A 26,949-nucleotide genomic window follows, 5' to 3' on the forward strand; every position below is an offset into this window, starting at 1 on the left:
ACGGACGACCATGAGCGCAGACGGAGATCAGGGACGGGGAGTGGTTCCAACTGAACTCGCAGGCCTTGACGGAGAAGCCGACTTCGGCGAGACGGCCCAAACGCTGTACGCGACAGACGCGAGCATCTACCGAGTTGAACCCGCCGGCGTCGTCTGGCCGGCCTCAGCTACGGACGTCCAACGGACGCTCAGGTTCGCTCGCGACGCCGGGACCAGCGTGGTTGCTCGCGGAGCTGGATCGAGTCTCACCGGAAACGCAGTCGGCGAAGGAATCGTTCTCGACTGCTCGCGCCACTTCGACGAGATAGTGTCGATCGACCCCGAAGCACAGACGGTTACGGTCCAGCCTGGCGTCGTTCTCGCCGAATTGAACGACACCCTGGCCGAGCACGGGCTGTACTTCCCGCCGGACCCGAGTACGTCGACCACCTGCACCGTCGGCGGCATGGTCGCTAACGACGCGGCCGGCCCCCACTCGGTCCGGCACGGAACGACTCGGGACAACGTCAACCAGGTTGAGTGTCTTCTCCCAGACGGCACTGCCGGGACGTTCGAACGGGTGGACGGCGAGCGACTCGACGCCGAGCTCGCCCGTGACGACCGTGTCGGAGACCTCTACCGGACTGTTGTCGACCTCGCGGGCGAGCATGCCGACGAGATCGATCATCGCTATCCCGACGTTGACCGCAACTCCAGCGGCTATGACCTCGAATCGTGCGTCGCCAGCGACGGTTCGTGGGTCGACCTCTCGAACCTCCTTGTTGGAAGCGAGGGAACCCTCGGCATCGTCACCGAGGTAACCCTCGAACTGACTGAGCGTCCGGAGACACGAGCGGCTGCGCTGATATTCTACGACGATGTGCGAGGCGCCGCCGACGCAGTGACCGACGCGCTGACTGCGGACCCGAGCGCGGTTGAACTCGTGGACGACGCCGTATTGGAGCACGCCCGCGAGGCATGGGGCATCGACCTCGTCCCTGCAGCGGCCGGGGCCGCATTACTCGTCGAGGTCGAATGCGACGCAAGCGAGCAAGACCGTCGCCTCGACGAGGTGGTCGTCGCCGGTCGAACCGAGACCACCGTCGCCGTTGAACGCGCAGTTGCCGACGAGAAACAGGACCGACTGTGGAGGGTTCGGAAAGCGTCGAATCCACTACTCAACCGGCGTCCGGACGACGAGCAAGCGCTCTCGTTCGTAGAAGACGCGGCGATTCCGCCCGAGAAACTGCCGGCATACCTCGACCGCGTGGCCGACATCCTCGCCGACCACGGTCTCGACGCCAGCGTGTTCGGCCACGCTGGCCAGGGCGTCCTCCACGTCAAACCGTTCCTGGATCTCAAGAATGAGGCAGACCGCGAGCGCCTCCAGTCGGTCTCCGACGCGGTCCACGACGTGGTGCTCGACGTAGGCGGTGCGGTCTCCGGTGAACACGGTGATGGCCGTCTGCGTTCCGAGTACCTTCCTGAGATGTACGGTGAAACGCTGTACGAGGCGTTCAAGACAATCAAGCGAACTGTCGACCCTGAGGACGTCTGTAATCCGACGAAAGTCGTCCCGGATTCTACGGGTGAACTCGCTCACGTCGCCGAGGCCCTCCGATACGACGACTACGACCCGCAGGATGTCGAGACGATGCTCGATTTCGACGACGAACATGGATTCGGTTCGCTCGTTGAGCAGTGCAACGGCTGCTCAAAATGCCGGACGGCCGAGGGCGGCGTGATGTGTCCGTCCTACCGGGCAACGGGTGAGGAAGTCACGAGCACCCGGGGACGGGCGAACGCACTCCGGGACGCGATCGACGGTGAACTCGGTGAGGATGCGTTGACGAGCGACTGGTTCCAGGAAGAGGTCCTTGATTTGTGTCTCTCGTGTAAAGCCTGCGAGACGGAGTGTCCGACCGGCGTCGACATGGCGAAACTGAAGACGGAGGCCAAACACCAGAAACACGAGGAGGACGGTGTTCCGCTCTCCGCCCGTCTGTTCGGCAACGTTCGGACGCTGAACCGAGTCGGAAGCGCTCTCGCACCGGTTGCGAATCAGCTCGTCGAGTTCGGACTGGGACGCGTCGTCGCGGAGAAGACACTTGGTATCGACCGGCGACGGAGCCTCCCCGAATTCGCCAGCGAGTCATTACTCGACAGGGTGGCCGCTCGCGATGCCAAGCCGACTGCCGGTGACCGTGGGACGGTCGTTCTCTACCCCGATTGCTACACGACGTACAACCACCCGGCGGTCGGGATGGCAGTGGTCCGCGTCCTCGAAGAACTGGGCTACGCCGTCGACATCCAGGATGTGAACTGCTGTGGTCGTCCCGCCCTCTCGCAAGGCATGGTTGAGACGGCGCAAGCGGACGCCGCCGAAAACATTGAAACACTTCGGGAGAGAGCCGAGGACGTGCCAGTACTCAGCCTCGAACCGTCCTGTGCCAGCGCACTGGAGGAATACGACGACCTCGTCGCCGACCCAGCCCCGGTGTCTGACACGGCCGACACAGTGGCTGGATTCCTCTTCGACGAGGTCGTAACCGGCGACCTCTCGCTATCCGAGGAGGCTGACCGGTCAGTGGCCTATCACAGCCACTGTCACGCCACAGCCCGCGGCCGTGACCACGCGCCTGTCGGACTGCTCCGACAAGTTGGCTACGACGTGACGCCAGTTGATGCAACCTGCTGTGGGATGGCTGGTGCGTTCGGCTATGAGACGGACCACTACGAGCTCTCGATGGATCTCGGCACTAACCTCGCGGCGAAACTCGACGAGGTAGACGCCGATGTAGTCGCTGCGAGCGGTGCCTCCTGTAGCCAGCAACTCAGCGACTGCGACGTCGAAACGCGCCATCCCATGGAACTGCTGGCGGAGGTGGTGGCGTGAGCGAGCACTGCGCGGGGATGGAATGCCGTCAGAACAGTGCGGCGGTGGTGGTGACATGACCGACACCGACCTGCTCGCCGGGGCTGTCGACCTGCACGTCCATACCGCCCCGGACCTCGTCGACCGATTCGAGAGCGACGTCGATCTGGCACGTGACGCCCGCGAGGCCGGGATGCGTGGCGTCGTCGTCAAAAGTCACGTCGTCCCGACAGCGGGGCGCGTCGACCTGGTGAACGAGGCGGTCGGCGACGACGTGCTCTACGGCGGTATCGCGTGCAATGGCACTGTCGGCGGCCTGAACCGTGACGCCGTGGAGACGGCGCTCGAACTTGGTGCTGAAATCGTCTGGCTTCCAACGGCGTGGAGCGCGAACCACGCCTCGCAGGCACGTGAAGCGGGCGTCGACCGGTTCGTCGGCCAGCGTGTTCCGGATGCAGACGAGGACATCCCAGTGGCCGTTGATGGCGAAGTAACAGCGGCAACCCGGACGATAATCGAGCTGGTCGCAGAGTACGACGCCGTCGTCGGGACCGGCCACGCCTCACCGGCCGAGGTAGAGACTGTCGCCGCGGCTTGCGCTGATGCGGATACTGCGTGTCTCGTGAATCATCCCTGCTTTCGGGTCGTCGATGTCTCGCTCGACCGGCAAGAACGACTCGCCGACCTCGGTGCAGTTATGGAGTACTGCGCGTACTCAATCCAGGGCACCGAAGGCCATACGGTCGACCGCGTCGCCGAGGCAATCGAACGCGTCGGCGCCGAGAATGCGGTGCTTGCGACCGATTACGGTCAGGCCGAGAATCCGTCGGTGCCGGGACTACGGGCGTTCGCAGAAGACGTTGTCGACGCAGGCGTTTCTCGCAAGATGGTGCGGCGTTGTCTCGCTGAAACGCCCGCCGACCTCCTCGGTCTCGATTGACGTCGCCATATCCACCCGCACTTCAATCGTTTACACGTTGTCGTCAAACCTCATGAGTAGTATCCCCACAACCTTCAGTCGCAATGCCAGACTATCCCGTCGTCAACGGACACCACCACCTCGGCAACGAAAACGCAGAGCAAGACCGCACGTTCGAGTGGTCCGAGAGCGTCGCCCAGATTATCGATGCGATGGACGAGAACAAAGTCGACGCAACCATCCTTCAGCCACTCGGCGGCGAGACTGACAAGTCCGTCTCGGAGGTCCACGACCAAATCTACGAGGCGAGTCAAGAATACCCCGGACGTATCTTCGGGACCGCCGCTACCAACCCCCATCTCGGCTCCGAATTCGTTCACGAAGAAATAACGCGCTGCGTGCAGGAACTCGACTTCAAATTCGTCAAACTTCACACGCTCGCCTGGGGCGTCGACCCCACCTCCGACATCGCGTACGATGTCTACGATGCCTGTGTGGAAAACGACGTTCCTGTGATGGTCCACACCGGGCCGCACGGAATGCCGTTCTCCGTCCCTGGTATGTACATGGACGTCGCCGACGACTACCCCGACCTGCCTATTATTTTCGCACACATGGGTGGGGCGTACACGCTCACCCAGGAGGCCATCCAGATGGCCGACCGCTGGGACAACATCTACCTCGACACCACGCTCGCGATGAACATGTACATTCGTCGCGCGATGGAGCGCGTCGGTGCAGAGAAACTCATCATGGCCGCCGAACACTCCTCGAACATCCCGGTCGCGCTCGAGAAAATCAACTGCATCGGGGCCGACGAGGAGCAGAAGGCGAAAATACTCGGCCAGAACGCCATCGACCTCTACGACCTCGACGTCGACAAGCAAGATTGGGAGGAGGTCGAGACCGCAGCCACTGACGACGACTGACCGCGGCCACACTCGCTGGTCTACCATCCGTTCAGCTCCCACTCCTCGATTTCCCGATGTCCACCGACGCTGCCATTTCATACATCCACGACGCGACGCTCAACGACTTCGCCGGTGAGCCGCTCGACCATCTCCGAGCACGAGTGCTAGACACGCTCGCAGCCGCGACCGCCGGTTTCCAACTCTCGACAGCAGACGTCGCCAGAACGTACGCGGCCGAGTACCACGACGGCGACACCGCGACACTGCTCGACGAGGCAGACGAAACCCTCTCGGAACAGGGCGCGACATTCGTCAACGCGACGGCGGCGAACGCCCTGGATGTCGACGACGGCCACCGCGACGTGAAGGGGCATCCCGCCGCAGTAGTCGTCCCACCCGCGCTCGCTACGGCAGAGGCGACCGACGCATCCATCGGCGAGTTCCTCACCGCCGTCGGCGTTGGCTACGAACTCGCGGTCCGAGCCGGCCTCGGTATCCACGCAACCGACGGTGTCTACACCGGTACCGGGTCGTGGGGCGCAGTCGGTGCCGCCGCTGCAGTGGCGCGGCTCCGGAACCTCAACCGGGAGACGACGGCCGCAGCCCTCGGAACTGCAGAATACCACGCGCCACGAACCCCCATCATGCGCGGCGTGGAGCAGCCTGGGATGACCAAAGACGGCATCGGCTGGGGCGCGTACGCCGGACTAGCCGCGGTCGACCTCGCGGCGACCGAGTTCACCGCCGCCGGAACCGTCTTCGACGAGACGAACGTCACTATGACCGACGACCTCGGCGACCGCTTCTATTTGACATCGGGCTACCTCAAACCCTACCCGTGCTGTCGATGGGCCCACCCCGGCGTCGAGGCGGCCCTCGACCTCCGCGAGGCACACGACGTCGACCCCACGTCGGTCGAGACAGTCCGAGTGCATACGTTCGAGGCAGCAACGCACCTACACACCCGGCACCCTGATACCGTCGAAGCCGCTGAGTACTCGTATCCGTATCCCCTCGCCGCTGCACTGCACAACGGCGAGTTCACACCGGCTGAACTCGACGACGACCAGCGCGAGAACCCCACGATCCGTGCGCTCGCCGATCGTGTCGAACTGGTCGTCGATGACGACCTCGAGAATCGTTTTCCCTCGGAGTGTCTCGCCCGGGTCGAACTCATCATGAACGACGGTTGCATCCTCACCTCAGGCGTGACCCGGGCGCGGGGTGCACGAGAACGGCCGCTCCCGCCTGCCGAGCGTCGAGCGAAAGCGGCCGACCTGTTTGGATTGACGCTCCCGCGGGAGACCGTCGACCATGTTGAAAGCGCACTCGGGAAACCAGCGACCACTGTCGCAACCCTCCTCAAGCCGTGGCGGCAGATAGGCGAGACGACAGGTCACGGAGAAGTTTAATACTCCGGCCGTTAGCGTATCGACAATGCTCACCGCCAAGGTCTGTGTCCGGTACGAGGAAGACTGGACTGCTCAACTTGCTCGATATAATGCCTTTGCGGAGTTTCTCGCGTCGACGTTCCGGAATCGGCGGTATATCGGTATTATGGCGCTGGAGACGGACGACATGGACGCGTCGCTGGCAGTTATCGAGGACCACCAAGCTACGGACGAGGTCGACGTTCTCGAGCGCTACGAACTCAAGCATGCTGACCGGGAGTCAGCGACGTTGTTCGTCCGTGGGTCGCTCACTGAATTCACGCCACTGCAGACGCTGCTCTATGAGGGGTTTCTCCCGATTGGTCCGACCAAGCTGGAAGACGGACGTGAGTGCTTCGACTTGTTGTTGAACGACCGCGAAGAGCTCTCGAAGGCGACGGAGGTGCTTTCCGAATTCGGCCCAGTCGCTGTTGAACGCATCTCCAACGAGTTCAATCGGCAGGTAACTCCGAGTACGGCGGAGTGGCAGGAACTCCTGGGCTCTATTCCACCCCGCCAGCGCGAACTACTCACGCTCGCGCTTCAGGAAGGCTACTTCGACATTCCTCGTGAGACTACTTTGGAGGAGCTCGCTGCGAAGATGGACATTACGAAAACGACTGCCTCCAACCATCTCCGGAAAGCCGAGCGGTCCCTGATGAAATTTTTGGTGACGTACGTCAATCTCGCGGCGGATGATAGCTGACTTATAGCCGTCCATATGTGGGACAGTCAAATGATGTTGCTGTCGGTTTATCTCCAGGTATGAGCAGCACCGTCTTATTGCCGGTGAAGAATCATGCCCCGTGGGCGAGGAAAGTGGCGGAGACGGTTCGCGAGGTCGAAGACGAGGATGCGGAGCCGGTCGTCTTGCACGTCTTCGACGAGGCGGAGTTGGCGTCGACACGCGCCAATCTCGATGATTCTGATGGGCTTTCGGTCGACGACCTTGCCTCGCGGAAGTCCGGTGTTGGTGCGGCCGTCGATGTCTTGACTGATGGTGGACTTGATGCGACATCGCGTGGCATCCGTCGGGACGATCGGACGGCCGACGCTATCCTCGATGTCGCCGAATCGGCCGACGCTGACCGTGTTTATCTTTACGGCCGGAAGCGAAGCCCGGCTGGGAAAGCCGTCTTCGGAAGTACTGTCCAACGAGTCGTCCTCAATGCCAGGATCCCAGTGACCATCGTCCCGCCGGGACCAGCGTGACCGATGTACTTAAAGACCAAGACTTGTTTGTGCCAATCGTTAATCGGGATATGCCGACTACGTTGAGCCAGGTATGCCAAGGAAGACCACACGGCGGAAAACACTTCAGAAATCAGGGGCGATAGCCGGCCTGGCCGGCATAGCATCAACAGCAGGGTGTGCAACCATTCTTGGCGGCGGTGGAAGTAGCTCCGGCTCCGTCACCGTCTCTTCGAAGTCGTTCACAGAACAGAAGGTGCTCGGCTATCTCACGCTGGAGGCAATCAAACAGAACACCGACATCGACGTGAATGACAAAATCGGCCTCGGCGGCACCGTCACGAACTTCGAGGCGCTCAAGAACGAAGAGACCGACGTCTACTGGGAGTACACGGGAACGGCCTGGGCAACCCTCAAACCCCAGCACGACAAGGTCATCACCGACCCACAAAAAATCTACAACAAGGTCAAGTCGGAATTCGAGAACGAGTACGACATCACCTTCCTCAAACGCGCACCGTTCAACAACACCTACGTCTTACTCACCCGCAGCAAGTGGTCCGAACAGAAAGGAATCACATCCGTCTCTGACTTCGCGAAATGGGTGAAGAACGGTCACACGAACAAGACCGTCGTTATGAACGCCGAATTCGAGAAGCGAGACGACGGCTGGCCCGGCGTGACCAAGCACTACGATTTCGCGAACGCAGCAAAGAAACTGAACATCAAGAACGTTAGCTCATCGTTGACGTACCAAGTCGTCGGCAACGGACAGGCCATCCTCGGAAGCGGATTCAATACGAACCCAAAAATCGTAAAGCACGATCTCACCTCCCTGAAAGACGACAAGGGATTCTTCCCGGTGTACAATCCCGCCCCGATGACCAGACAAGCCGTCATCGATGAGAACTCAGCGATCAAGAAACCGCTGAATCAGGTCGCGAACTCCCTCAGCACCGATACAATCCGGAACCTGAACAAGAAAGTCTCTATCGAACAGAAGAACGCTCGAACCGTCGCCAAGAACCACCTGAAGGACGAAGGAATCATCTAGCGTCATGGCTGTTAACGCCCTCGTACTGAGCGGCGACTCCGCCGTGGTCCTGCTCGGGTTCTTGGGCGAGCTGGTGCAGTACTTCGCGGACAACCAGCAATCGCTGTTGAGCCATACAGTCGACCACGCAATCCTCGTCGCCCGAGCGCTCATCGTCGCTGTCCCGCTCGGAATCACCCTTGGCACCCTCATCACTTACAACGACCGCCTCGCAACGGTGGTCCTCTGGCTGGCCGGCATCATGATGACGATTCCGTCACTCGCCCTGTTCGCGCTCCTCATCCCGTCGCTCGGAACTGGCTCACCACCGGTCGTCATGGGACTTATTCTGTACACACAACTCCCCCTCGTCCGGAACACGTACGTCGGACTGACCGGAGTCGACCAGTCAGCCATCGAAGCGGGCGAGGGACTGGGAATGTCGAAGTTCCAGCGCCTCCGCAAGATTCAGCTTCCGATGGCGCTCCCAGTCGTCATGTCCGGGCTGCGCAACGCGATCGTGCTGCTCGTCGGCATCGCAGCTATCGGCGAGGTCGTCAACGCCGGTGGACTCGGCGCCCCGATATTCGACGGCTACCGGAGCGGGAATACGGTCCAAATCGTCGGAGCGACGATAGCGCTCGCCCTGCTCACGCTCGCCGTCGACTACGTTCTGGGAGTCGTTGAGCAGCTGTTGCGCCTGCGCAACGGTGAGGAAATAGAACCGAACCTCGGGACCCGCGGCGTCCACGGACTTGCTCGGCTCGCACCCTCGCGAGTCCCATCGGACGAGGACACCGAGAGTACCCCAGCCTCCACACGTTCACGATCATGATAGAGTTTGACAACGTCACCAAAGTGTACTCCGACGGTACCGTCGCCATCGAAGACATCAATTTCGAGGTCGAAGAAGGGACGACGACAGTGCTAGTAGGGCCCTCCGGATGCGGGAAGACGACGACGATGAAACTCGTCAATCGCCTCATCGACCCCACTGAAGGAACCGTCTACTTCGACGGTACCGATATCACGGAGATGGACGAGATCGAACTACGGCGAGACATCGGCTATGTCATCCAAGAGATCGGCCTGTTCGATCATATGACCGTCGCCGAAAACGTCGGCACAGTGCCGAACCTCAAGGGCTGGGACGACGACCGCATTCGAGAACGCGTCCACGAACTTCTCGACCTCATGGACCTCCCGGCAGAAGAGTACGCCAACCAGCACCCGACGGAGCTATCGGGAGGACAACGCCAGCGCGTCGGCGTCGCCCGGGCACTTGCGGCTGACCCCGATGTCATGCTAATGGACGAGCCGTTCGGCGCGCTCGACCCCATTACGCGTGAAGAACTGCAGGACGAGTTCCTCGACATCCAGTCAGAACTCGACGTGACCATCCTGTTCGTCACCCACGACATGGAGGAAGCGCTCAAGATGGGCGACCGCATCGCTATCTTCGACGTCGGCGAACTCGTCCAGTACGACACACCACAGAACATCTTAGAGACCCCGAAGAACGACTTCGTTCGCGACTTCATCGGCCAGGATCGCGAACTCATGAAACTGCAGGTTACGCTGGTCGAGAACGTGATGCGCGAGACCGACGATACGTCAGTGCCCGACGTCGAGCCAGTCTCCCCCTCTGACACCGCCCATATCGCGCTCTCACGGCTGCTGGAGACCAACGACGACCGACTCCCAGTCGCCAAGAATGGACGAGTAGTTGGCGTCGTCGAAGAATCGGACCTCCAGGGAACCAGCGATCCGACGCGGAGGTCAGTCTAACATGACGACACCACTCCTTCCCCTCGGGATTCTCGGCGAACTCCCCGGAGCCTACGAGTTCCTCGTAAACAACTGGGATAAGTTCCTTACTGTGCTCTGGACTCACATCAAGCTCGTGTTGGTCTCAGAGCTACTGGCGATACTCGTCGCCGTGCCGCTCGGCATCGCAGCAACGCGGTTCCCTCGCGCGAAGTCGACCATCGAGGGGTTCGGAAACACTGCCCAGACTGTACCGACCATCGCAATCATCTTCATCATCATGCCTATCACCGGCATCGGCTTCACGACGGCCGTCATCGGCCTCTTCACGTACGCGCTACTGCCGATTCTGACAAACACTATCGCGGGAATCGAGGACGTCGACGATGCTATCGTCGAGGCGGCGCGCGGAATGGGAATGACTGAAATCGATATCCTGCGGAAAATCCAGCTTCCACTGGCTGTCCCGGTCATCTTCGCCGGCATCCGGACGAGTTCGGTCATCGGCGTGGGGACCGCCTATCTCGCCTTCTTCGTCGGAGGGGGCGGTCTCGGTACCTGGGTCATGCAAGGTATCAAACTCTATAACATGGAGATGGCGCTCGCTGGCGCAATTCCCGGCGCCTTACTCGCTATCACACTCGACTCCGGGTTTGCTCTCTTAGAACGATATCTTGGAGGAGAAGTCGCGCAGTCAGATGACCTCACGAACGTCGGTGCATAACAGTCTCTTTCACTCAAAGCTGAAAAACTCCCGAAGGCTCAGATAACAGGTTTGCAGTATCCTCTCCTCTGGCTGTAAATCGTACTCTCGGTCAGCGTATTCCGAGCCCGTGCGGTGGTACAGCTTAGCTTCGACGCTCTCAACCAGATTAACATGAGAGCTACAACACCTCCGCTCGAGTAATCTCGTTCAGCATTTTCGAGGGGGAGCCTCCGACCTCAAGGAGCGAACGAAGTGAGCGAGTAGGTCGGGGCGGAAACCGACACGGTTCGACACAACCAGCACACTCCGACCAACCGACTCCCGGATCTTTAAGAACCGCCGATCCTACATCTGAAATATGGAGGTCCGGCGTACCGCGCCCGTCAAACTCGCCGTCCCCGACGAGCGACGCGACGACCTCCACGAATCCGCCCGACAATTCCTTCACTGCGCCAACCGCGCCGCCGAGTTCTGTTGGGCCGACGACTCCTACACCGAGTGCGTCACGGCCAACACGACCGCACGCGACGCGCTCTACGACGAACTCCGCGACGAAACCGACCTCACCGCGAACCTCGTTCAAGAAGCCATCCGACGCGCCGTACAAGCCGTCAAAGGATGCGTCGAACGGTGGAAAAACGGGGAACGGGTGAGCCAACCGGAGTTCACGTCGTGGAGCATACTCTACGACAAACGGAGCGCAACGTTCTACCGGAACAAAGTCTCACTCTCGACTGTCAACGGTCGTGTCGAGTGCGACTTTGACCTTCCCTCGGACAGCCCGACGCCGTACGAGCGGTACGTGCTGTCCGAGGAGTTCGAGTTCCGAGCAAGTACGCTCCAGTACGACGAAGTGGATGACGAGTTCTACTTCCACATCACCACGCGGAAGTACGACTCCGAAGGAGACGACGCAGACGACGCAGATATTTCGGAAGATACCGAGCACCAAACAGTCCTCGGTATCGACCTCGGCGTCAACAGTCTCGCCATCTCCTCCACCGGGCACTTCTGGCAAGGAGACGACTACGACCACTGGATACAGGAGTTCGAGAAGCGACGTGGGGAGATGCAACAGCGCGGGACGCAAGCCGCGCATAACGCCTTGCTTCGACTCGGCAAGCGCGAAGAAGCATGGCGAAAACAGTCCATCCACACCGTCGCCAACGAACTCGTCTCGGAAGCTGTTGAACGCGATTGCGACGTTATCGTGTTCGAGGACCTGACCGACATCCGAGAGCGGCTTCCGCAGGCGAAGTGGCACCACATCTGGGCGTTCCGACGCCTGTATGAGTATGTCTCCTACAAGGCCCCAGAACGCGGTGTCTCCGTGGAACTAGTCGAGCCGAACCACACGTCCCAACGCTGTTCTCGAACGGACTGTGGGTTCACGCACGACGACAACCGCTACGGGGAACACTTCGAGTGCCAGAAGTGCGGCTACGATGTGAACGCGGACTACAACGCTGCGAAGAACATCGGGCTACGGTACGCCCGGAAGCGAACACACAGACTCCGTTCCTCGCCCAAGTCGGGGGGCGGAGACGCAGAAGTAGACCTGCGTATAAATGGTGGGACATTGAACGGCGAGAGTTACCAGCAGATTGCTGGCGACTGATTGCCGGGAGTCCACATCAAAGCCCACCCTCAAGGACTGAGGCGCGTAGCGCCGAGGGAGTAGGGTGGGGTAGTTTACTGTGGACACCCTGGACACCGATTGTGTTTCATCTTCTAGTAAATATCCAACGTCGCTCTCATCTCGAATGGGGGGAAGAAAGATTGAGAAGAGGCAATCTGTGTGCTGGGACTTCGTCGCCGGTGGGGTTTCGAAGTGCAGGACGTCGCCCTGTTGATTTTCGACCTCGATTACCGGAAACGGACATCTCTAGGAACAGGATTCGTCGTACAGCGTGACGGACTCCAGACTACGGACGGCCGCCGACGGTTGTCGCGTCCGGCACGTCGCGCCGAGCGAGCTTCTCTCGACCGTAGACCGCAATTATTGCGGAAGCGATGATCACGTACACCGCCAAGTGGACCGCGGTAACGACGCCGACCGCACCTTCGTCGATGACTCCCTCCACGAAGATTTGGTCGGGTGCTAGTGGGATGATCACGTCTGCCGTGTTGGCCATGGCATGGAGGACCATCGGAAGCAGCACGCTACCCGTGCTGTTGTAGATCCACGCGAGGATGACCGAGAGCGTCAGGATGCCGCCGAACCAGCCGATCTGGTTGACGAGCGGGAAGCTGGAGTGGGGGGTGACGGGAATGACAAAGTACGGGAGGTGCCAGACCGCCCAGACGACGCCGATGACCAGACTCCCGCATAGTGCACCGTACTGGTCGTTGAGCCGGGGCTGTGCGAATCCACGCCAACCGGGCTCCTCGTTCAGGCCGCCGCTGAAAACCATCGAGAACAGGAACAGGCCCACGAACAGGAGTGGGGACGGGAGCTCCTGGCCGAGGTCGACCGGTCCTCCGGCGGCGACGATGCCGAGAGTGATTATCACTGCCGCGATGATGGGGAGACCAAGTGCGACGGCCCACCACTGCCAGCCAACCCGCCAGTCTGTGATTTGAGCTGCCCAGGCCCGGACATCGTCGCCCTGCAACCAAGTGACTGTGGCGGCGCTTACCGGCGGGCCGAAACTCCCGAGGAAGATCAGGATAGCGGCGGGCCAACTTGGTTCCATGAACGCCGCAGGGGCCGAGATGAGCCACGTATATACGTACGCACCAACGAAGAACGCTGTGACCGGATAGTCGTCAACGAGCGGTAAACGGCTGTCAACCATAGCCGGCGATACGCGCTCATAGCAGAAAAACATTAAACGAATGAAGATTATTCGTTGTCTCACCTAATCAGGGGATTTTTGACTTGTGTCGATGTACCTTATAGAAATGGGTCCGGGAGGATACGACGCGACGCTGTCCGGCCGACGACTCAAAGTATGAAATCATGGTTTCAGTAGTCGAACCGTTCGTTCAGGTTGTCGGCGAAAACCCCCTAATTCAGGGGTTCGTCGGCGGAATCGTTATCGCGGTATTGAACCTGTTTGGAGCGTCACTGGTGCTCGTCTGGAGGAATCCTTCGGAGCGTGCGCTCGATGGCGCGCTCGGATTCGCGGCCGGTGTGATGCTCGCTGCAGCCTTCACAAGTCTCATCATCCCAGGAATCGAGCAGTACTCTGGTGGAAATCCGATTCCCACGCTTGTGGGTATCGTGCTCGGCGTTGTCTTTCTTGATCAAGCCGACAGGCTCGTTCCACACGCACATTATCTGCTGACCGGAAGCACGCGAGCGGATGAGGCTGACCCAAGCACGTCTCTCCCTCTCGATAACGAGCGACTGAAGCCCGTAATCCTGTTCATCTTGGCGATCACGCTCCACAACATGCCCGAGGGGCTAGCTGTGGGTGTCGGCTTCGGCTCCGGCGACATCGAGAACGCGGTTCCGCTCATGCTCGCTATCGGCATCCAAAATATTCCTGAAGGACTTGCGGTCTCGGTGGCCGCAATCAATGCCGGGTTGGATCGCCGCTTTTACGCAGTCTTTGCCGGGGTGCGTTCAGGTATCATTGAAATCCCACTTGCGGTGCTGGGTGCACTGGCAGTGAGCGCCGTCAAGCCATTACTTCCGTACTCGATGGGCTTCGCCGCGGGGGCAATGCTCTTTGTCATCTCCGACGAGATCATCCCTGAAACCCATATCCGTGGGTACGAGCGAGTTGCTACACTCGGAGTAATGGCTGGCGTGGTCGTGATGCTTTATCTCGATATCAGCCTGGGATAGAGTGCACGCTTATCAGATACTTGACTGCCATCCGTGAATTGATATAGTTCTTCAATTGAGTCAGCGGTGTGTATGAGTGAGGATTCATTCTTCAAATCCACTGGGTCTCCACGGACACACCAGCTGCACCTGTCTACTTGTGTATCCAGTCTGTAGTAGTAGTATGTTCGATCAGATTCTCTTCCCGACCGATGGAGGTGACGGCGCGACAGTTGCGTTCGACCACGTTCTCGATATCGCAACCGCTCATGATGCGACGGCCCACATTGTTAATGTTGCTGATACGACTCAGATGAGTACCACTCGGATACAGGGTAAGGTTGTCGATACCCTCGAACAAGAAGGCGAGCAGATTGTTCACGAGACTGCTGACCGTGCAAAACAACGAGGGGTCACAACTGTCACCGAGGTCGTTCAGGGCGAACCGTATAGAACAATCATCGATTACGCTGACTTACACAATGTCGATCTTATCGTCATGCCGACTCACGGACGCCAGGGGCTCGAACGGTTCCTCCTCGGCAGCACCACCGAGCGCGTAGTCAGGAGAGCAAACGTTCCGGTGCTCACGATTCGGCCAGACGACGACAGCACGATCGAGTATCCGTACCAGAACGTCCTGGTCCCGACCGACGGTAGCGACTGTGCGAATCAAGCGCTCGCGATGGGGGTGGACGTAGCGAAGGCGGATGGGGCAGCATTTCACCTCTTGTCTGTGATCGCTATTGCAAGTCTCGGTGTCGACGTACGGAGCGACCTTCAGATGTCAGCCTTGGAGGAGCAGGCAGACGAACTGATCGAGGACGCACGAGCATTTGCGGAGACCGCTGGCGTCGAATCAATTTCCAGGTCAGTCGAACACGGACCGTCAATCCATCGAGCGATTCTGTCGTATATCGACGAGCACGACGTCGACCTCGTCGTCGTCGGAACACATGGCCGGACAGGCTTTGATCGATATGTACTGGGCAGTGTCACCGAATACCTCATTCGAACGTCTCCGATACCGGTGTTGACGGTTCGAGAACCGGACAGTAGTCATGTATGATACTATGTGTGCTAATCTGGGAGGACGATAAGTGACGTTCGCTCCGACCGAACCGATCACGTTCGAACCCGCTGCGAAGCGGATTGAACGCCGAACAATACAGAGCCAGACAGTATCGAATTTCCGTTAGTCCGACGGGGTAAATCGAGGTCTTCACTGAGCGATGTCACGAGACAGACGCGAGAGCCAGACACCGTGGTCACAATCGGTTAGCGATGTCCTAGAGCGAACTGACGTATCGCAATCCGAGGGGTTGACCGAAAAAGAAGTCGAACGCAGACGAGCGCGGTTCGGTCCCAACGAGTTACGCGAGGCCGAACGAAGACGCTGGGTGGAGATTCTGGCAGACCAATTCAAAAGCTTCATCGTCCTGTTGCTTGCAGCTGCGGGAATAGCGGCGTTCGTATTGGGAGACGTTATCGAGGGCGTCGCGATCTTCGCTGTCCTCGTCATCAACGGTGCCATCGGCTTTGTCACCGAGATGCGAGCCGTCAGCTCGATGGAGAGTCTCCAAGAGATAACGGAAATCGAAGCCCGGGTCCGTCGAGCCGGCGAGGAGAACGGAATCCCGGCGGAAGATCTGGTTCCAGGCGACATCGTCGTCCTCGAAGCTGGTGACCTCGTCCCGGCCGACCTGCGAATAGTCGAACCGTCCAAGCTCCAGATCGACGAGTCGGCCCTTACTGGTGAATCCGTCCCCGTCGGGAAGACGAGCGAACCTCTCGACGAAGACGTACCGCTGGCCGAGCGAGAGAATATGCTCTACAAGGGGACGTACGTAACGCGGGGGTCCGCAGAAGCGGTCGTCGCGGCCACGGGGCCGGACACGGAACTGGGTCATATATCAGCGTCACTCCAGGAGGCTGCCGAGGAACAGACGCCGCTACAACAGAAGCTCGACGATTTGGGGCAGAAACTCGTTCCATTCCTGCTGGTGGTAGCGACGATCGTTCTCGTGTCAGGATGGCTCAGAGGGCAGGACCTGTTCTTGATGGTCGAGACCGCTATCGCACTGGCCATCGCAACCGTGCCGGAGGGGCTCCCCGTCGTCGCCACGCTGGTACTGGCGAGAGGGATGTGGCGGATGGCGGACCGCAACGCACTCATCACCAACCTCGCGTCCGTCGAGACGCTCGGTTCAACCACTATCATCTGCACCGACAAGACGGGGACGCTGACCGAGAACGAGATGACCGTGGCTGAGTACGAGCTGGCGAACGGGACGGTCGAGGTTTCCGGAACCGGGCTCGACACAGACGGAACGTTCCAGCACGGCGACCAGGAACTGGACGAGCCACGGGACCCTGTCATGCAGGAAGCGCTCGAAGTGGGCGTGCTCTGTAACAACGCGTCCGTGACAGAGCAAGAGGGTGAGACGGATGCGACGGGTGACCCCATGGAGGTCGCTCTCCTGATAGCAGGACTGAAGGGAGGGCTCGACCGGGACGAGCTTCTCGACTCGATGCCGGAAGCCCGTGAGGTGTCCTTCGACCCGTCCGTCAAGATGATGGCAACCTATCACGATGTGAACGGGGACTACAAAGTCGCCGTGAAAGGTGCGCCGGAGGCAGTCATCGAATCATCCACCCGCATTGTGACGGGCGACGACACTGAGGAGTTGTCAGGAAGTGACCGGAAGGAGTGGCTCCAGAAGAGCGACCGAATGGCCGAGGACGGGTTGCGCGTCCTGGCGCTCGCTCGGAAAGAGGTCGACAGTACGGAAAATCCCCCCTACGAGGACCTGTCGTTGCTCGGGCTGGTCGGCTTTATCGACCCGCCGCGCGAGGAGGTCAGGTCGACTATTCAGGGGTGCCAGGACGCCGGGATGCGTGTTATCATGGTGACCGGCGATCACGCGGGAACAGCCAGAAACATTGCTCACAGCGTCGGACTGGTGGACACCGACAACGTCGAGGTCGTCGAGGGACGCCAACTCGATGACCCCGAGAACCTCTCCCAGGAGGAGAAAGATCGGTTCGTGAATGCGTCCGTGTTCGCGCGGGTTAACCCCGCGAACAAGCTCGATTTGATCGACCTTCACCAGGTCGTCGGCTCTATTGTGGCTATGACCGGCGACGGAGTCAACGACGCTCCAGCGCTGAAGAAGGCTGACATCGGCGTTGCCATGGGCCAGCGTGGGACCCAAGTCGCCCAAGAAGCGTCGGACATGATTCTCAGAGACGACAACTTCGAGAGCATCTACCACGCCGTTAGAGAAGGTCGAATCATCTTCAGCAATATCCGGAAGTTCGTGCTGTATCTCATGTCCTGCAATCTCAGTGAGCTACTAGCTATCCTGATCGCCACCCTTCTTGGCTTCCCGCTGCCCTTACTCCCCCTACAGATTCTCTTCCTCAATGTCGTGACCGACATCTTTCCGGCGTTCGCACTCGGTGCTTGCGGGGGCAGCAGGGACATCATGGATAGGTCGCCGAGAAATCCTGACGAACCAATCATGACGCGAACCCACTGGACCGAACTCGGGTTCTACGGGATACTGATTTCGGTGGCAACAATCGGCGCGTTCGTGATCGGCGGGAGTATGCACGCCGGCGGTATGGAGACCGAGGAAGCCGTCACTATCTCGTTCCTTACGCTGGCGTTCGCCCAACTCTGGCACGTCTTCAACGTGCGGGAAGTCACGTCTGGCATTCTTCGGAATGAAGTCACGGAGAACCTGTACGTCTGGGGTGCGCTTGGCCTGTCAACGCTGATTCTGTTCGGTGCAGTCTACTTGCCCGGTATCTCGTTGGCGCTGAGCACTACTCCGCTCAGCCTCGAGGGATGGCTGGTGGTGTTCGGGATGAGCCTGATTCCTCTCGGTGTCGGACAGGTAGAGCGTGAGTTTCGGCGACGGTTCGAGATACCCCAACTTGACTTTTAGCTGAATTGAGGCGCTAAGCCCCCTTCCTCAGCGAGCGCCGGCCGACGGGGAGGCGCGAGCAGGGAGGGGATACAGCGCCGCACAGTTCTCTTACACGATTCGGTGGCAGGCCCACAGGCCCACGCTACCGCAATATTTTACGATAGAAATGTATAATATTAATCGAACCCAATGGAGTACGACCTCAACTCGGGAGCGCACTCGACGTATTCCTTGCACTACCACCTGATACTCACCACCAAGTATCGGCGCGGAGTGCTAACCGAGGAGCGAACCCAATTCATTCACGAGGTCATCAGCGGGTTCACGGACAACTACGGTGTCGAACTGACGAACCTTTACGGCGAGGACGACCATGTTCACATCCTGTTCCGAGCGAAGCCAACCACAGACCTCGTGAAGTTCATCAACACGGTCAAGGGCGCGACCGCCCGCCGTATCCGCAACGAGTACGCGGACGAACTGAAGACCGAACTGTGGGGCGACTCGTTCTGGAACGACTCGTACTGCCTCATCTCGACGGGGCAGGTCTCGCTGGATGTGCTGAAGCAGTACGTCGAGAACCAACGCGAGTAGCGCCATGTACTACGCCTACAAGTACCGTCTCAAGCCGTCCGACGCCCACCGCGAGGAATTGGACCGCCACCGCGATATCTGTCGGCAACTGTACAACCACACGCGCTACCGCCTCAACGAGTATCAAGACGAACACGGCGAACTCCCGTCCATGACCACCCTACGGTCGGAACTCCCCGACCTCAAGCAGTGGTGGGACGACCTCTCGGATGTGTACTCGAAGGTTCTCCAAACCGTTGTGGAACGGCTGTTCGACAACCTGAAAGGCCTCTCCAAGCTCAAGGAGAACGGCTACGGCGTCGGTCACCTCAAGTGGAAGCCGCCACGGGAGTTCCGTTTCACGTACAGTCAGTCTGGCTTCGAGCTCGACAAGAAGGGCGGTCAGGCTGTACTGTCCCTCTCGAAACTCGGGGACATGCCGATCCGGCTTCACCGCTCCATCCCCGACGACGCCACGCTCAAGCAGGTCACGGTCAAGAAGGAACCGACGGGCGAGTGGTTCGCCACCTTCGGCGTCGAAATGGACCGTGAACCGCCCGAACCGCCCGAGAATCCCGAGCAGTACGTCGGTATCGACGTGGGGATTCTCACGTACGCCCACGACACGGACGGTCACGCTGTCGAATCGGTTGACCTCTCGGACGAACGAGAGCGGTTGGAACGCGAGCAACGGAAACTCTCGCGGAAGGAACACGGGTCGAACAACTGGGAGACCCAACGGCGGCGCGTTGCAGAGTGTCACGCGGACCTCCGACGGAAGCGCCGCGACTTCCTGCACAAACTCTCAAACTACTACGCTCAGGAGTACGACCTCGTGGCGGTCGAAGACCTGAACGTGAAGGGGATGATGGAGTCGCCGTCGAACAGCCGCACCACCGCGTCTGCCGTGTGGCGAACGTTCCTCTCGTTGCTCGAATACAAGTGCGAGCGCGAGGGGACGCATTTCGTGGCGGTCAACCCGAGAGGGACGACCAAGGAGTGCGCGGCGTGCGGCGTCTCGACGAAAAAGCCGTTGTGGGTCCGTGAACACTCTTGTCCTGCCTGTGGGTTTGAGGCGGACAGGGACGCGAACGCGGCGTGGAACATTCTTTCTCGCGGCCTCGAAGACGTAGGAGTGGGATACTCCGAATCAACGCCTGTGGAGACTGCGCTCCCTGTGGATACCTCGGTGTCTGCAAAGCGCGTCGTGGAAGCAGGAAGCCCTCCCCTCACGGAGCGAACGGCGTCAGCCGTGAGCGAGTAGGGTAGGGTAGTTCACTTGCTGAATCGTCAGATCGGCTCGCTTGGTCATCTGCCCACGGCTGAAGTCGTGGGTAGATGACACACGATGCTGATGTGTGCCCGTATATGTGTGTTCCCAGCCACGGCTGTCCGATTCGTGATCGTCGGGCGGACTCTGGCCGGGTTGTTCTTTTGTTTGTTGTCCCTACGCTCGGGATTCCTCCGCCTTCAGACGGAGGAGGATGTCTAGATGGGGTATCGAGCCTTTTTGTCATCGGGGGACGAATTCACGGTCGTGAACCTCAGCAAGGGGTTTCTCCTCGCCCTCGTCGTCGCCCTCCTCGTGCTATCGGTTATACTGATCCAGCCGTTTCTCCAGTACGTCCTCGGTGCCGTACTCCTCGCCTACGCGCTCTATCCACTGCAAGTCCGCCTCGAAGAGTACACGTCGACGATGGTCGCTGCACTCTCTCTCGTGATTCTGGCAGTTGCCGGATTCGTGGCACCATTCGTGGTGGTCCTCGCGACCGTCGCGGATAGTGCCGACCGAATCCTCCAGGATTTCGACACAGACTCGGTGCAGATCGAGGTGATCGAATCCCAAATCGAGAATCTCACCGGACAAGAGGTCGACATCGCCGGAGAACTTGTCGGCTCAGGACGAGAAATTGGGACGGTCGTGTTCGGACGGTCGATTGAAGCGTTCGGTACGGTCACCTTCCACCTCATCGGAATTGCGCTGGCGCTCTTTTTCGTCTACTACCTCCTCAAAGACGGCGACGATTTGCTCGACTGGCTCTACCGAACGGTTCCCCTCCCGGCAGACGTTCAGCGTGACCTCTACGCCGAAATTGACGACGTGATGTGGGGCGTTCTCTTCGGCCATGTTTTCGTCGCCATCGTCCAAGGGATTGTCGCCGGAGTCGGGTTCGTCGCCACCGGCGTTCCCAACGCGGTGTTCTGGACGACCGTCATGATTGTACTCGCGATGGTTCCGCTCGTCGGTGCTATACCCGTCTGGGGTGGGGCTGTCGTCTACCTGTACCTCACAGGCGAGCCGGTGCTCGCCGTCGGGTTATTCGTCTACAGCGTCATTGTGGTTGGACTCACCGACGACTATCTCCGTCCATTCGCCGTCGATAGATACGCCGAACTCAATCCCGCCGTCATCCTCCTCGGAATCCTCGGAGGCGCGTACGCATTCGGAATTATGGGACTGTTCTTCGGTCCCGTCGTTCTCGGTGCGCTCAAAGCCACTCTTCGCGTCACCTTGGAAAACTGGGTCCAGCTCGACGAGGTAGACACCGGCTGACCGCTTGATTGTGTGTCAGTCGAACAACGCATTTTCAAGCCAGATTCCCAAGCTCCGAGTATAAACACAGCTGTCGCCAGTTCTACCATACCTGACAGCTACGATCAGACGCGTTCAATATATGTCTTCGCGACATCTGGCGTCGAGTCCACGGTAGAGGTGGCCTCGTACTACCGGTACCGGCGAGCAAGATACACGAGAAGAAAGACGGCAGCGAGGATACTGGCCGGCACCTCGTATGGTCGTTCGTGGAGCGAGAAAATAGCCGCGGCCACGATCAGGGCTCCGGCGAGCACTGCGTATCCGAGGTTCTGGTCTCCGGGTCCCTGTTCGCCAACGGGCTCAGTTCGGACGACTAGTTCGCCGCGCTCGAACTGATCCAACGTTCGATCGAAGCGAGCAGGAACACGCGCCAGCGCGGGTATCGACCGTTGGACGTCCTCCCACGACTTTTGGATGAGTGCCTCGAGTTCGCTTTCAATGAGTCCCTGTTCGAGCAGGAACGACCGAACGACGACGAGAAAGTCGAATTCTGGGTCGAGTTGGCGACAGACGCCTTCGCCAACGGTTCCGACGCGAATGAGCAACATCACGTCCGGTGGGATACGAAATGGAAAGTCCCGTAGCATCGTCGTCAACTCGGTGATGATCATTCGCCAGGTGATATCTGAACGCCCTTCTAGATTCTCGATAACAAGTGCGAGGACACGTCTGACCTCAATGCGATTGACGCGTGCTTCGAGGACATCGAGTGCAATCAGTGCATCCACGAGCGCATCGACGTCGCGCCGAACGAGTGCACGATAGAGCCCGACGATATCCTCCTGAATCGTCGCCGGGAGACGCTCGCTCATCCCAAAATCGAATATCAGTAGCTGGCCAGTGTCTGTGACGGCGAGATTCCCTGGATGCGGGTCCGCATGAAACACCCCGTCGACGAGCCCCATCTCCAGGTACGTCTTCGTGACCCGAGTCGCCATCTCGTGTGGGTTGATGTCGATGTCGTCGAACGCGTCGTCGTCGGTTATCTTTCGACCGGTCAGGTATTCCATGGCCAACACGCGCTCTGAGGAGAGGTCCTCGTAGACCTCGGGTATGACGACCCGATTGTCGTCAGCGAAATTCTCTCTGATTTCGGCCATGATTACCCGTTCTCGGTCGAAATTCAATTCGTCGAGGATTATCTCCTCGAAGTCGTCGGCTACGTTCTGAATCGAGTACTGTTGGCGTTCTTCGACGAAGACGCTGACAAGGGGAATCAATCCACGAATGACTCGAAGGTCGCGTTCGATTACGGATTTCACTCCCGGGCGGCGCACCTTCAGAGCGAGCTGTCCTTCGCTGTGCGTAACTACGTACACGAAGGCGAGTGACCCGCCAGCAATCGGGTCGAGCGTCGACAAGTCGAGTTCGTCGGCGAGTTCCTCCCGGACGACCGTCTGAGGATTCCCACCCGCGTCCTCGGGAATCTCGTCCTGGAGCGTCCCAAACACGTCGGCATACGTCGCCGGTACGATGTCTGGGCGTGTCGAAAGCACCTGCCCGACCTTGATGAACGCCGGGCCGAGCTCCAGCATCGTATCCCGAACTTGTTCGGCCCGCCGTCGGTGGACCTCCTCGTCGACCTGCCTTCGGGGGCCAAACAGGAGGAACCGGTGTCGGTCGCGAAGGAAAGCCACTGCGAAGGGAAGAAATCGGAAAACGACCAGCAGATATCGGCGAACGAACCCGCTCATCTCATGCCTCCAGTCGAGGAGAGTTGCTCATCCGCTGGCGAGTCATATTCTCCTTTTCGACCACACGGCAATATATATGTGGGTGAGATATCACGTATCACTACTCGTCATTCTTTTCTTTCGTCCGTGCGTCGTGGACCAGTAGCTCCGTTGATACACTCCGTCGCGATCGGTTCAGGCCCTCGGCAGACAGAGTATCCAATCAGTTGCTCGCGGAAGCCGTCGCCTACGACTGCACACACATCGCGTTCGAGAACCCGACGCACATTCGAGATTCGAGGCCGAACAAGCGGAAATTCCACCAGTGGGCGCACCACAAACTCGTCAAGAACGTCGCGTACAAATCCGAGGAACTCGGTATCGAAGTCGTACGTTGACCCAGAGAACACATCGAAGCGGTGTTGCGAGTACGGGCATACCAGCGATGGCAACCGCACGGAACGCAATTTCTTCGAGTGCGAGTCGTGTGGTGCGACGGCGAACGCGGATTATAACGCGGCGAAGAACGTTAGATGGCGGTTTGTCCACCGTGGGCTCACGACTCATGGCGGACGGGCGACGGTCAGCTCGTCCGGAAGTCAGGGACAGTGACACCGAATCGAAGATTCGTCTCGTACTCCGAGCAGGGGGTAGAGGTCGAGTCCACCGACAAGCCTCACCCTCACCGAAGCGAGCGGGCGCAAGCCCCGAGCGAGTAGGGCGGGGGAGTTGACTTCAGTGAGCACATGACTGCCGTTGCCCTCCCAGGAACGAACGACGTCGGGTAGTCCCAATACGACGCTCGTCCATTTCTCGCGCACTGACGCTCTCCACTCCTGTCCGGCAGGGAACGACCGCGGTCTCGGGCGAAGGTACGTCCTCACTCCCGTTATCCGCTAGTACCGGCGAGATGCGTGTTGGCCAGCGGCCTACAGTGAACTAACAGGCGTCGCCGCTGCGCACATCCACCTCGTCGAGGAAAGCATGAGGCTCCGTCACCCGCGTGGGGAAATTGACACCCCCGTCGGCGAAGTTTATTGACTAGTAGAGCGTGAGACTCCGAACAGGTGATTACTGTGGGGGACAATCGATTCGTGCGAACGCTTGACGAAATAGAAGGGGAAGACGTGGACATCGTCGGTGGGAAAAGCGCCAACCTCGGCGAACTCGCAACGCTCGACGTTCCGGTGCTACCGGGGTTCACGACGACGGCGACCGCGTACGATCGGTATCTGTCGGCGACGAATCTCAACGACTGGATTGCCAACCAGTTGAACGAGCTCGACGCGGACGACGTCGAAGACTTGCGAGAGCGAGGCGACCGCATCCGACGCCGCATCGAGTCGGCGGAGATGCCGAACGACCTCGAACGAACGATTCACGAGGCGTACCGACAGCTGGGAGAGCGACTGGACACCGCGAATCCGGCGGTCGCGGTTCGGAGTTCCGCGACGGCAGAGGACCTGCCGACCGCGTCGTTCGCGGGACAACAGGAGACGTTTCTCAACGTCTCCGGCGAGCAGGATCTCGTCGAGGCGGTCAAAGGGTGCTACGCGTCGCTGTTCACCGATCGCGCAATCGCCTATCGAGAGGACAGGGGATTCGATCATCTTGAGGTCAAACTCGCGTGCATCGTTCAAACGATGGGACGGGCCGACCTCGGGAGTTCCGGGGTGGTGTTCACGCTCGATCCCGACACGGGATTCGAGAACGCCGTCGTGATCGAAGCCACATACGGACTCGGTGAACTTCTAGTCCAGGGCCGAGTCGATCCCGATCGATACATCGTGTTCAAGCCGACGAACGGCATCATCGAGCGGGAGCTCGGGTCGAAGGAACAGCGAATGGTCTGGCAGGAAGGCGAGAACGTGGTCGAGCCCGTTCCCGAATCAGATCGAAACCAGTTCGCTCTCACCGACGATCAGATGACGTCGCTTTCGTCGTACGCAAAGCAGATTGAGAACCATTTCGATCGACCCATGGACATAGAGTGGCTGCTCGATGGTGAACGTGGCGAACTTTATATTGTCCAAGCGCGACCAGAAACTGTTCACTCGGCCATGACCGGGCGAACTATTCGGACGTATCATCGAACCGAGGACGGCCCCGTATTGGTTGAGGGCGTTTCGATCGGGTCTGCCATCGGAACCGGTTCGGTGCGAATCCTCTCGGAGCTCAGTGACATGGATCGATTCGAAGAGGGAGACGTACTCGTCACGGATACGACGGACCCCGACTGGGAACCTGTCATGCGAAAGGCGGCAGGAATCGTGACTGAACACGGCGGGAAGACGTCGCATGCGGCCATCGTCTCCCGAGAACACGGCTTGCCCGCCATTGTCGGAGCAGATCACGCGATGAAGGTGCTACGCGACGGCGACGCTGTGACCGTCGATTGTACCGAAGCAACTGGCCGGGTGTACGAGGGTGAGCTTGCCTACGAGGTACACGAGGAGGAACTCGACGAAATCCCCGAGACCGAAACGGACGTGATGCTTATTCTCGGCGACCCCTCGCGTGCGTTTTCATTTGCTCACCTGCCGGTCGATGGCGTGGGACTCGCCCGGGAGGAATTTATCATCACGTCCTCTATCGGCGACCATCCGCTGTATGCCATCGAACAGGGCGAGTCGGAGCGTTTTATCGAGGGACTGCGTACCGGAATCGCGAAAATCGCCGCCGCGTTCTACCCTCGCGAGGTCGTCGTGCGATTCAGTGATTTCAAAAGCGACGAATACCGGAATCTCCACGGGGGGCAGCAGTACGAACCCCACGAGGCGAACCCGATGCTCGGGTGGCGTGGGGCATCTCGCTACTACGACGAACAGTTCCAGAAGGCGTTCGAACTGGAGTGTGAGGCGCTTCGGCGCGTTCGAGAGGACATGGGCCTCGACAACGTGATTGCGATGGTCCCGTTCTGTCGAACGCCCGACGAGGGTCAGCAGGTGAAGGCCCTCATGGACGAATTCGGACTCGATCCGGACGAAAGCGGCGTGTACGTGATGGCCGAACTTCCGTCGAATATCATCCTCGCGGACGAGTTCGGCGAGCTCTTCGATGGTTTTTCTATCGGTACGAACGACCTCACCCAGCTCGTTCTGGGAATCGACCGAAACTCGGCAAAGCTCGCTCCGCTTTTTCAGGAGGATAACGAGGCCGTCGAACGGTTCATCCGCTCGCTCATCGAGACAGGGCACGATGCTGGGTGTAACGTCGGTATCTGTGGAGACGCCCCTTCGACAGTACCGGGATACGTACAGTTCCTGCTAGATGCCGATATCGACTCGATTTCGGTTACGCCAGATGTGGTCCTCGAAACGATTACACGGATTGCGGAGATCGAAGACGGGCGAGACAACTGACGCGCTCACGTGGCGCTTCTTCCCCGGGAATCCGTGCGGTCGATTCCTTCGCTGACAGGGCTCGTAAACTCCATTACAGAGATAGTATTGTAATGGAAAACCGGCTGTTGTTAAAACATTAATAATGTATAATAATGCTTCGACAAGACGTAGAACACTACGGAGCACGGAAGACCCGCACGGCGTATGGGCTGACGAAGACCAACAGCCTGCCGTCGAGATGG

At 59.5% G+C, this 26,949-nt stretch carries 21 protein-coding genes and 1 pseudogene; 20 read left to right on the forward strand and 2 right to left on the reverse strand.

From position 1 onward, the window contains the following. Positions 1-10 precede the first annotated feature (10 nt). The 11 genes from ACRYA2_RS14240 (at position 11) to ACRYA2_RS14290 (ending at position 12,429) form a co-directional block, all read left to right on the forward strand. Positions 11-2,875 carry an FAD-binding and (Fe-S)-binding domain-containing protein gene (locus ACRYA2_RS14240; RefSeq protein ID WP_433629294.1) on the forward strand — a complete coding sequence of 955 codons (2,865 nt, stop codon included), beginning with the start codon at positions 11-13 and terminating at the stop codon, positions 2,873-2,875. 55 nt (positions 2,876-2,930) lie between these two features. Continuing rightward, on the forward strand, positions 2,931-3,794 hold the full coding sequence (locus ACRYA2_RS14245; protein ID WP_433629297.1) for a DUF6282 family protein: 864 nt from the start codon (positions 2,931-2,933) through the stop codon (positions 3,792-3,794). An 83-nt stretch (positions 3,795-3,877) separates the two neighbouring features. Continuing rightward, positions 3,878-4,702, forward strand: a complete 825-nt coding sequence (locus ACRYA2_RS14250; RefSeq protein WP_433629300.1) for an amidohydrolase family protein — start codon at positions 3,878-3,880, stop codon at positions 4,700-4,702. A 56-nt stretch (positions 4,703-4,758) separates the two neighbouring features. Further along, positions 4,759-6,096 carry an MmgE/PrpD family protein gene (locus ACRYA2_RS14255; RefSeq protein ID WP_433629302.1) on the forward strand — a complete coding sequence of 446 codons (1,338 nt, stop codon included), beginning with the start codon at positions 4,759-4,761 and terminating at the stop codon, positions 6,094-6,096. A 25-nt stretch (positions 6,097-6,121) separates the two neighbouring features. Next, positions 6,122-6,820 carry a helix-turn-helix domain-containing protein gene (locus ACRYA2_RS14260; protein WP_433629305.1) on the forward strand — a complete coding sequence of 233 codons (699 nt, stop codon included), beginning with the start codon at positions 6,122-6,124 and terminating at the stop codon, positions 6,818-6,820. Positions 6,821-6,879: 59 nt separating this feature from the next. Beyond that, positions 6,880-7,326 (forward strand): universal stress protein, encoded by a 447-nt coding sequence (locus tag ACRYA2_RS14265; RefSeq protein ID WP_433629306.1) that lies wholly within the window; start codon positions 6,880-6,882, stop codon positions 7,324-7,326. Positions 7,327-7,399: 73 nt separating this feature from the next. Next, positions 7,400-8,359 carry a glycine betaine ABC transporter substrate-binding protein gene (locus tag ACRYA2_RS14270; RefSeq protein ID WP_433629309.1) on the forward strand — a complete coding sequence of 320 codons (960 nt, stop codon included), beginning with the start codon at positions 7,400-7,402 and terminating at the stop codon, positions 8,357-8,359. 4 nt (positions 8,360-8,363) lie between these two features. Further along, a complete protein-coding gene (locus tag ACRYA2_RS14275; RefSeq protein ID WP_433629311.1) occupies positions 8,364-9,173 on the forward strand; it encodes an ABC transporter permease in 810 nt (269 codons plus the stop codon). Then, a complete protein-coding gene (locus ACRYA2_RS14280; protein WP_433629314.1) occupies positions 9,170-10,126 on the forward strand; it encodes an ABC transporter ATP-binding protein in 957 nt (318 codons plus the stop codon). The genes ACRYA2_RS14275 and ACRYA2_RS14280 overlap by 4 nt, the downstream gene beginning before the upstream one ends. 1 nt (position 10,127) lies before the next feature. Further along, positions 10,128-10,829, forward strand: a complete 702-nt coding sequence (locus ACRYA2_RS14285; protein ID WP_433629316.1) for an ABC transporter permease — start codon at positions 10,128-10,130, stop codon at positions 10,827-10,829. Between the two features lie 340 nt (positions 10,830-11,169). Continuing rightward, positions 11,170-12,429: an RNA-guided endonuclease InsQ/TnpB family protein gene (locus tag ACRYA2_RS14290; RefSeq protein ID WP_433629321.1), complete on the forward strand. Its 1,260-nt coding sequence runs from the start codon at positions 11,170-11,172 to the stop codon at positions 12,427-12,429. Positions 12,430-12,736: 307 nt separating this feature from the next. Here ACRYA2_RS14290 and ACRYA2_RS14295 read toward each other — a convergent pair whose 3' ends face one another. Continuing rightward, on the reverse strand, positions 12,737-13,609 hold the full coding sequence (locus ACRYA2_RS14295; protein ID WP_433629324.1) for a CPBP family intramembrane glutamic endopeptidase: 873 nt from the start codon (positions 13,607-13,609) through the stop codon (positions 12,737-12,739). 164 nt (positions 13,610-13,773) lie between these two features. On the opposite strand from ACRYA2_RS14295, the gene ACRYA2_RS14300 reads away from it, so the two are divergent. The 7 genes and pseudogenes from ACRYA2_RS14300 (at position 13,774) to ACRYA2_RS14325 (ending at position 21,648) form a co-directional block, all read left to right on the forward strand. After that, positions 13,774-14,607: a ZIP family metal transporter gene (locus ACRYA2_RS14300; protein ID WP_433629327.1), complete on the forward strand. Its 834-nt coding sequence runs from the start codon at positions 13,774-13,776 to the stop codon at positions 14,605-14,607. 163 nt (positions 14,608-14,770) lie between these two features. After that, positions 14,771-15,655, forward strand: a complete 885-nt coding sequence (locus tag ACRYA2_RS14305; RefSeq protein ID WP_433629330.1) for a universal stress protein — start codon at positions 14,771-14,773, stop codon at positions 15,653-15,655. A 163-nt stretch (positions 15,656-15,818) separates the two neighbouring features. After that, complete coding sequence (locus ACRYA2_RS14310; RefSeq protein WP_433629333.1) at positions 15,819-18,539, forward strand: cation-translocating P-type ATPase; 2,721 nt, start codon at positions 15,819-15,821, stop codon at positions 18,537-18,539. 171 nt (positions 18,540-18,710) lie between these two features. Continuing rightward, a complete protein-coding gene (gene tnpA / locus ACRYA2_RS14315; RefSeq protein WP_433629336.1) occupies positions 18,711-19,115 on the forward strand; it encodes an IS200/IS605 family transposase in 405 nt (134 codons plus the stop codon). 4 nt (positions 19,116-19,119) lie between these two features. Further along, positions 19,120-20,358 carry an RNA-guided endonuclease InsQ/TnpB family protein gene (locus ACRYA2_RS14320; RefSeq protein ID WP_433629338.1) on the forward strand — a complete coding sequence of 413 codons (1,239 nt, stop codon included), beginning with the start codon at positions 19,120-19,122 and terminating at the stop codon, positions 20,356-20,358. Between the two features lie 74 nt (positions 20,359-20,432). Continuing rightward, a pseudogene (locus ACRYA2_RS26645) lies at positions 20,433-20,534 on the forward strand (helix-turn-helix domain-containing protein); the annotation flags it as partial. Between the two features lie 97 nt (positions 20,535-20,631). After that, entirely contained in the window at positions 20,632-21,648 is a 1,017-nt protein-coding gene (locus tag ACRYA2_RS14325; RefSeq protein WP_433629341.1) for an AI-2E family transporter, read from the forward strand. 170 nt (positions 21,649-21,818) lie between these two features. On the opposite strand, the gene ACRYA2_RS14330 is transcribed toward ACRYA2_RS14325, so the two are convergent. Further along, on the reverse strand, positions 21,819-23,384 hold the full coding sequence (locus ACRYA2_RS14330; RefSeq protein ID WP_433629344.1) for an ABC1 kinase family protein: 1,566 nt from the start codon (positions 23,382-23,384) through the stop codon (positions 21,819-21,821). A 3-nt stretch (positions 23,385-23,387) separates the two neighbouring features. Between ACRYA2_RS14330 and ACRYA2_RS14335 the strand changes: the two genes are divergently transcribed. Both ACRYA2_RS14335 and ppsA read left to right on the forward strand, forming a co-directional pair. Further along, on the forward strand, positions 23,388-23,975 hold the full coding sequence (locus ACRYA2_RS14335) for a zinc ribbon domain-containing protein (protein ID WP_433629347.1): 588 nt from the start codon (positions 23,388-23,390) through the stop codon (positions 23,973-23,975). Positions 23,976-24,457: 482 nt separating this feature from the next. Continuing rightward, positions 24,458-26,725 carry a phosphoenolpyruvate synthase gene (ppsA, locus tag ACRYA2_RS14340; RefSeq protein ID WP_433629349.1) on the forward strand — a complete coding sequence of 756 codons (2,268 nt, stop codon included), beginning with the start codon at positions 24,458-24,460 and terminating at the stop codon, positions 26,723-26,725. Positions 26,726-26,949: the final 224 nt, after the last annotated feature.

Source organism: Halomicrococcus pelagicus (genome assembly GCF_050954125.1).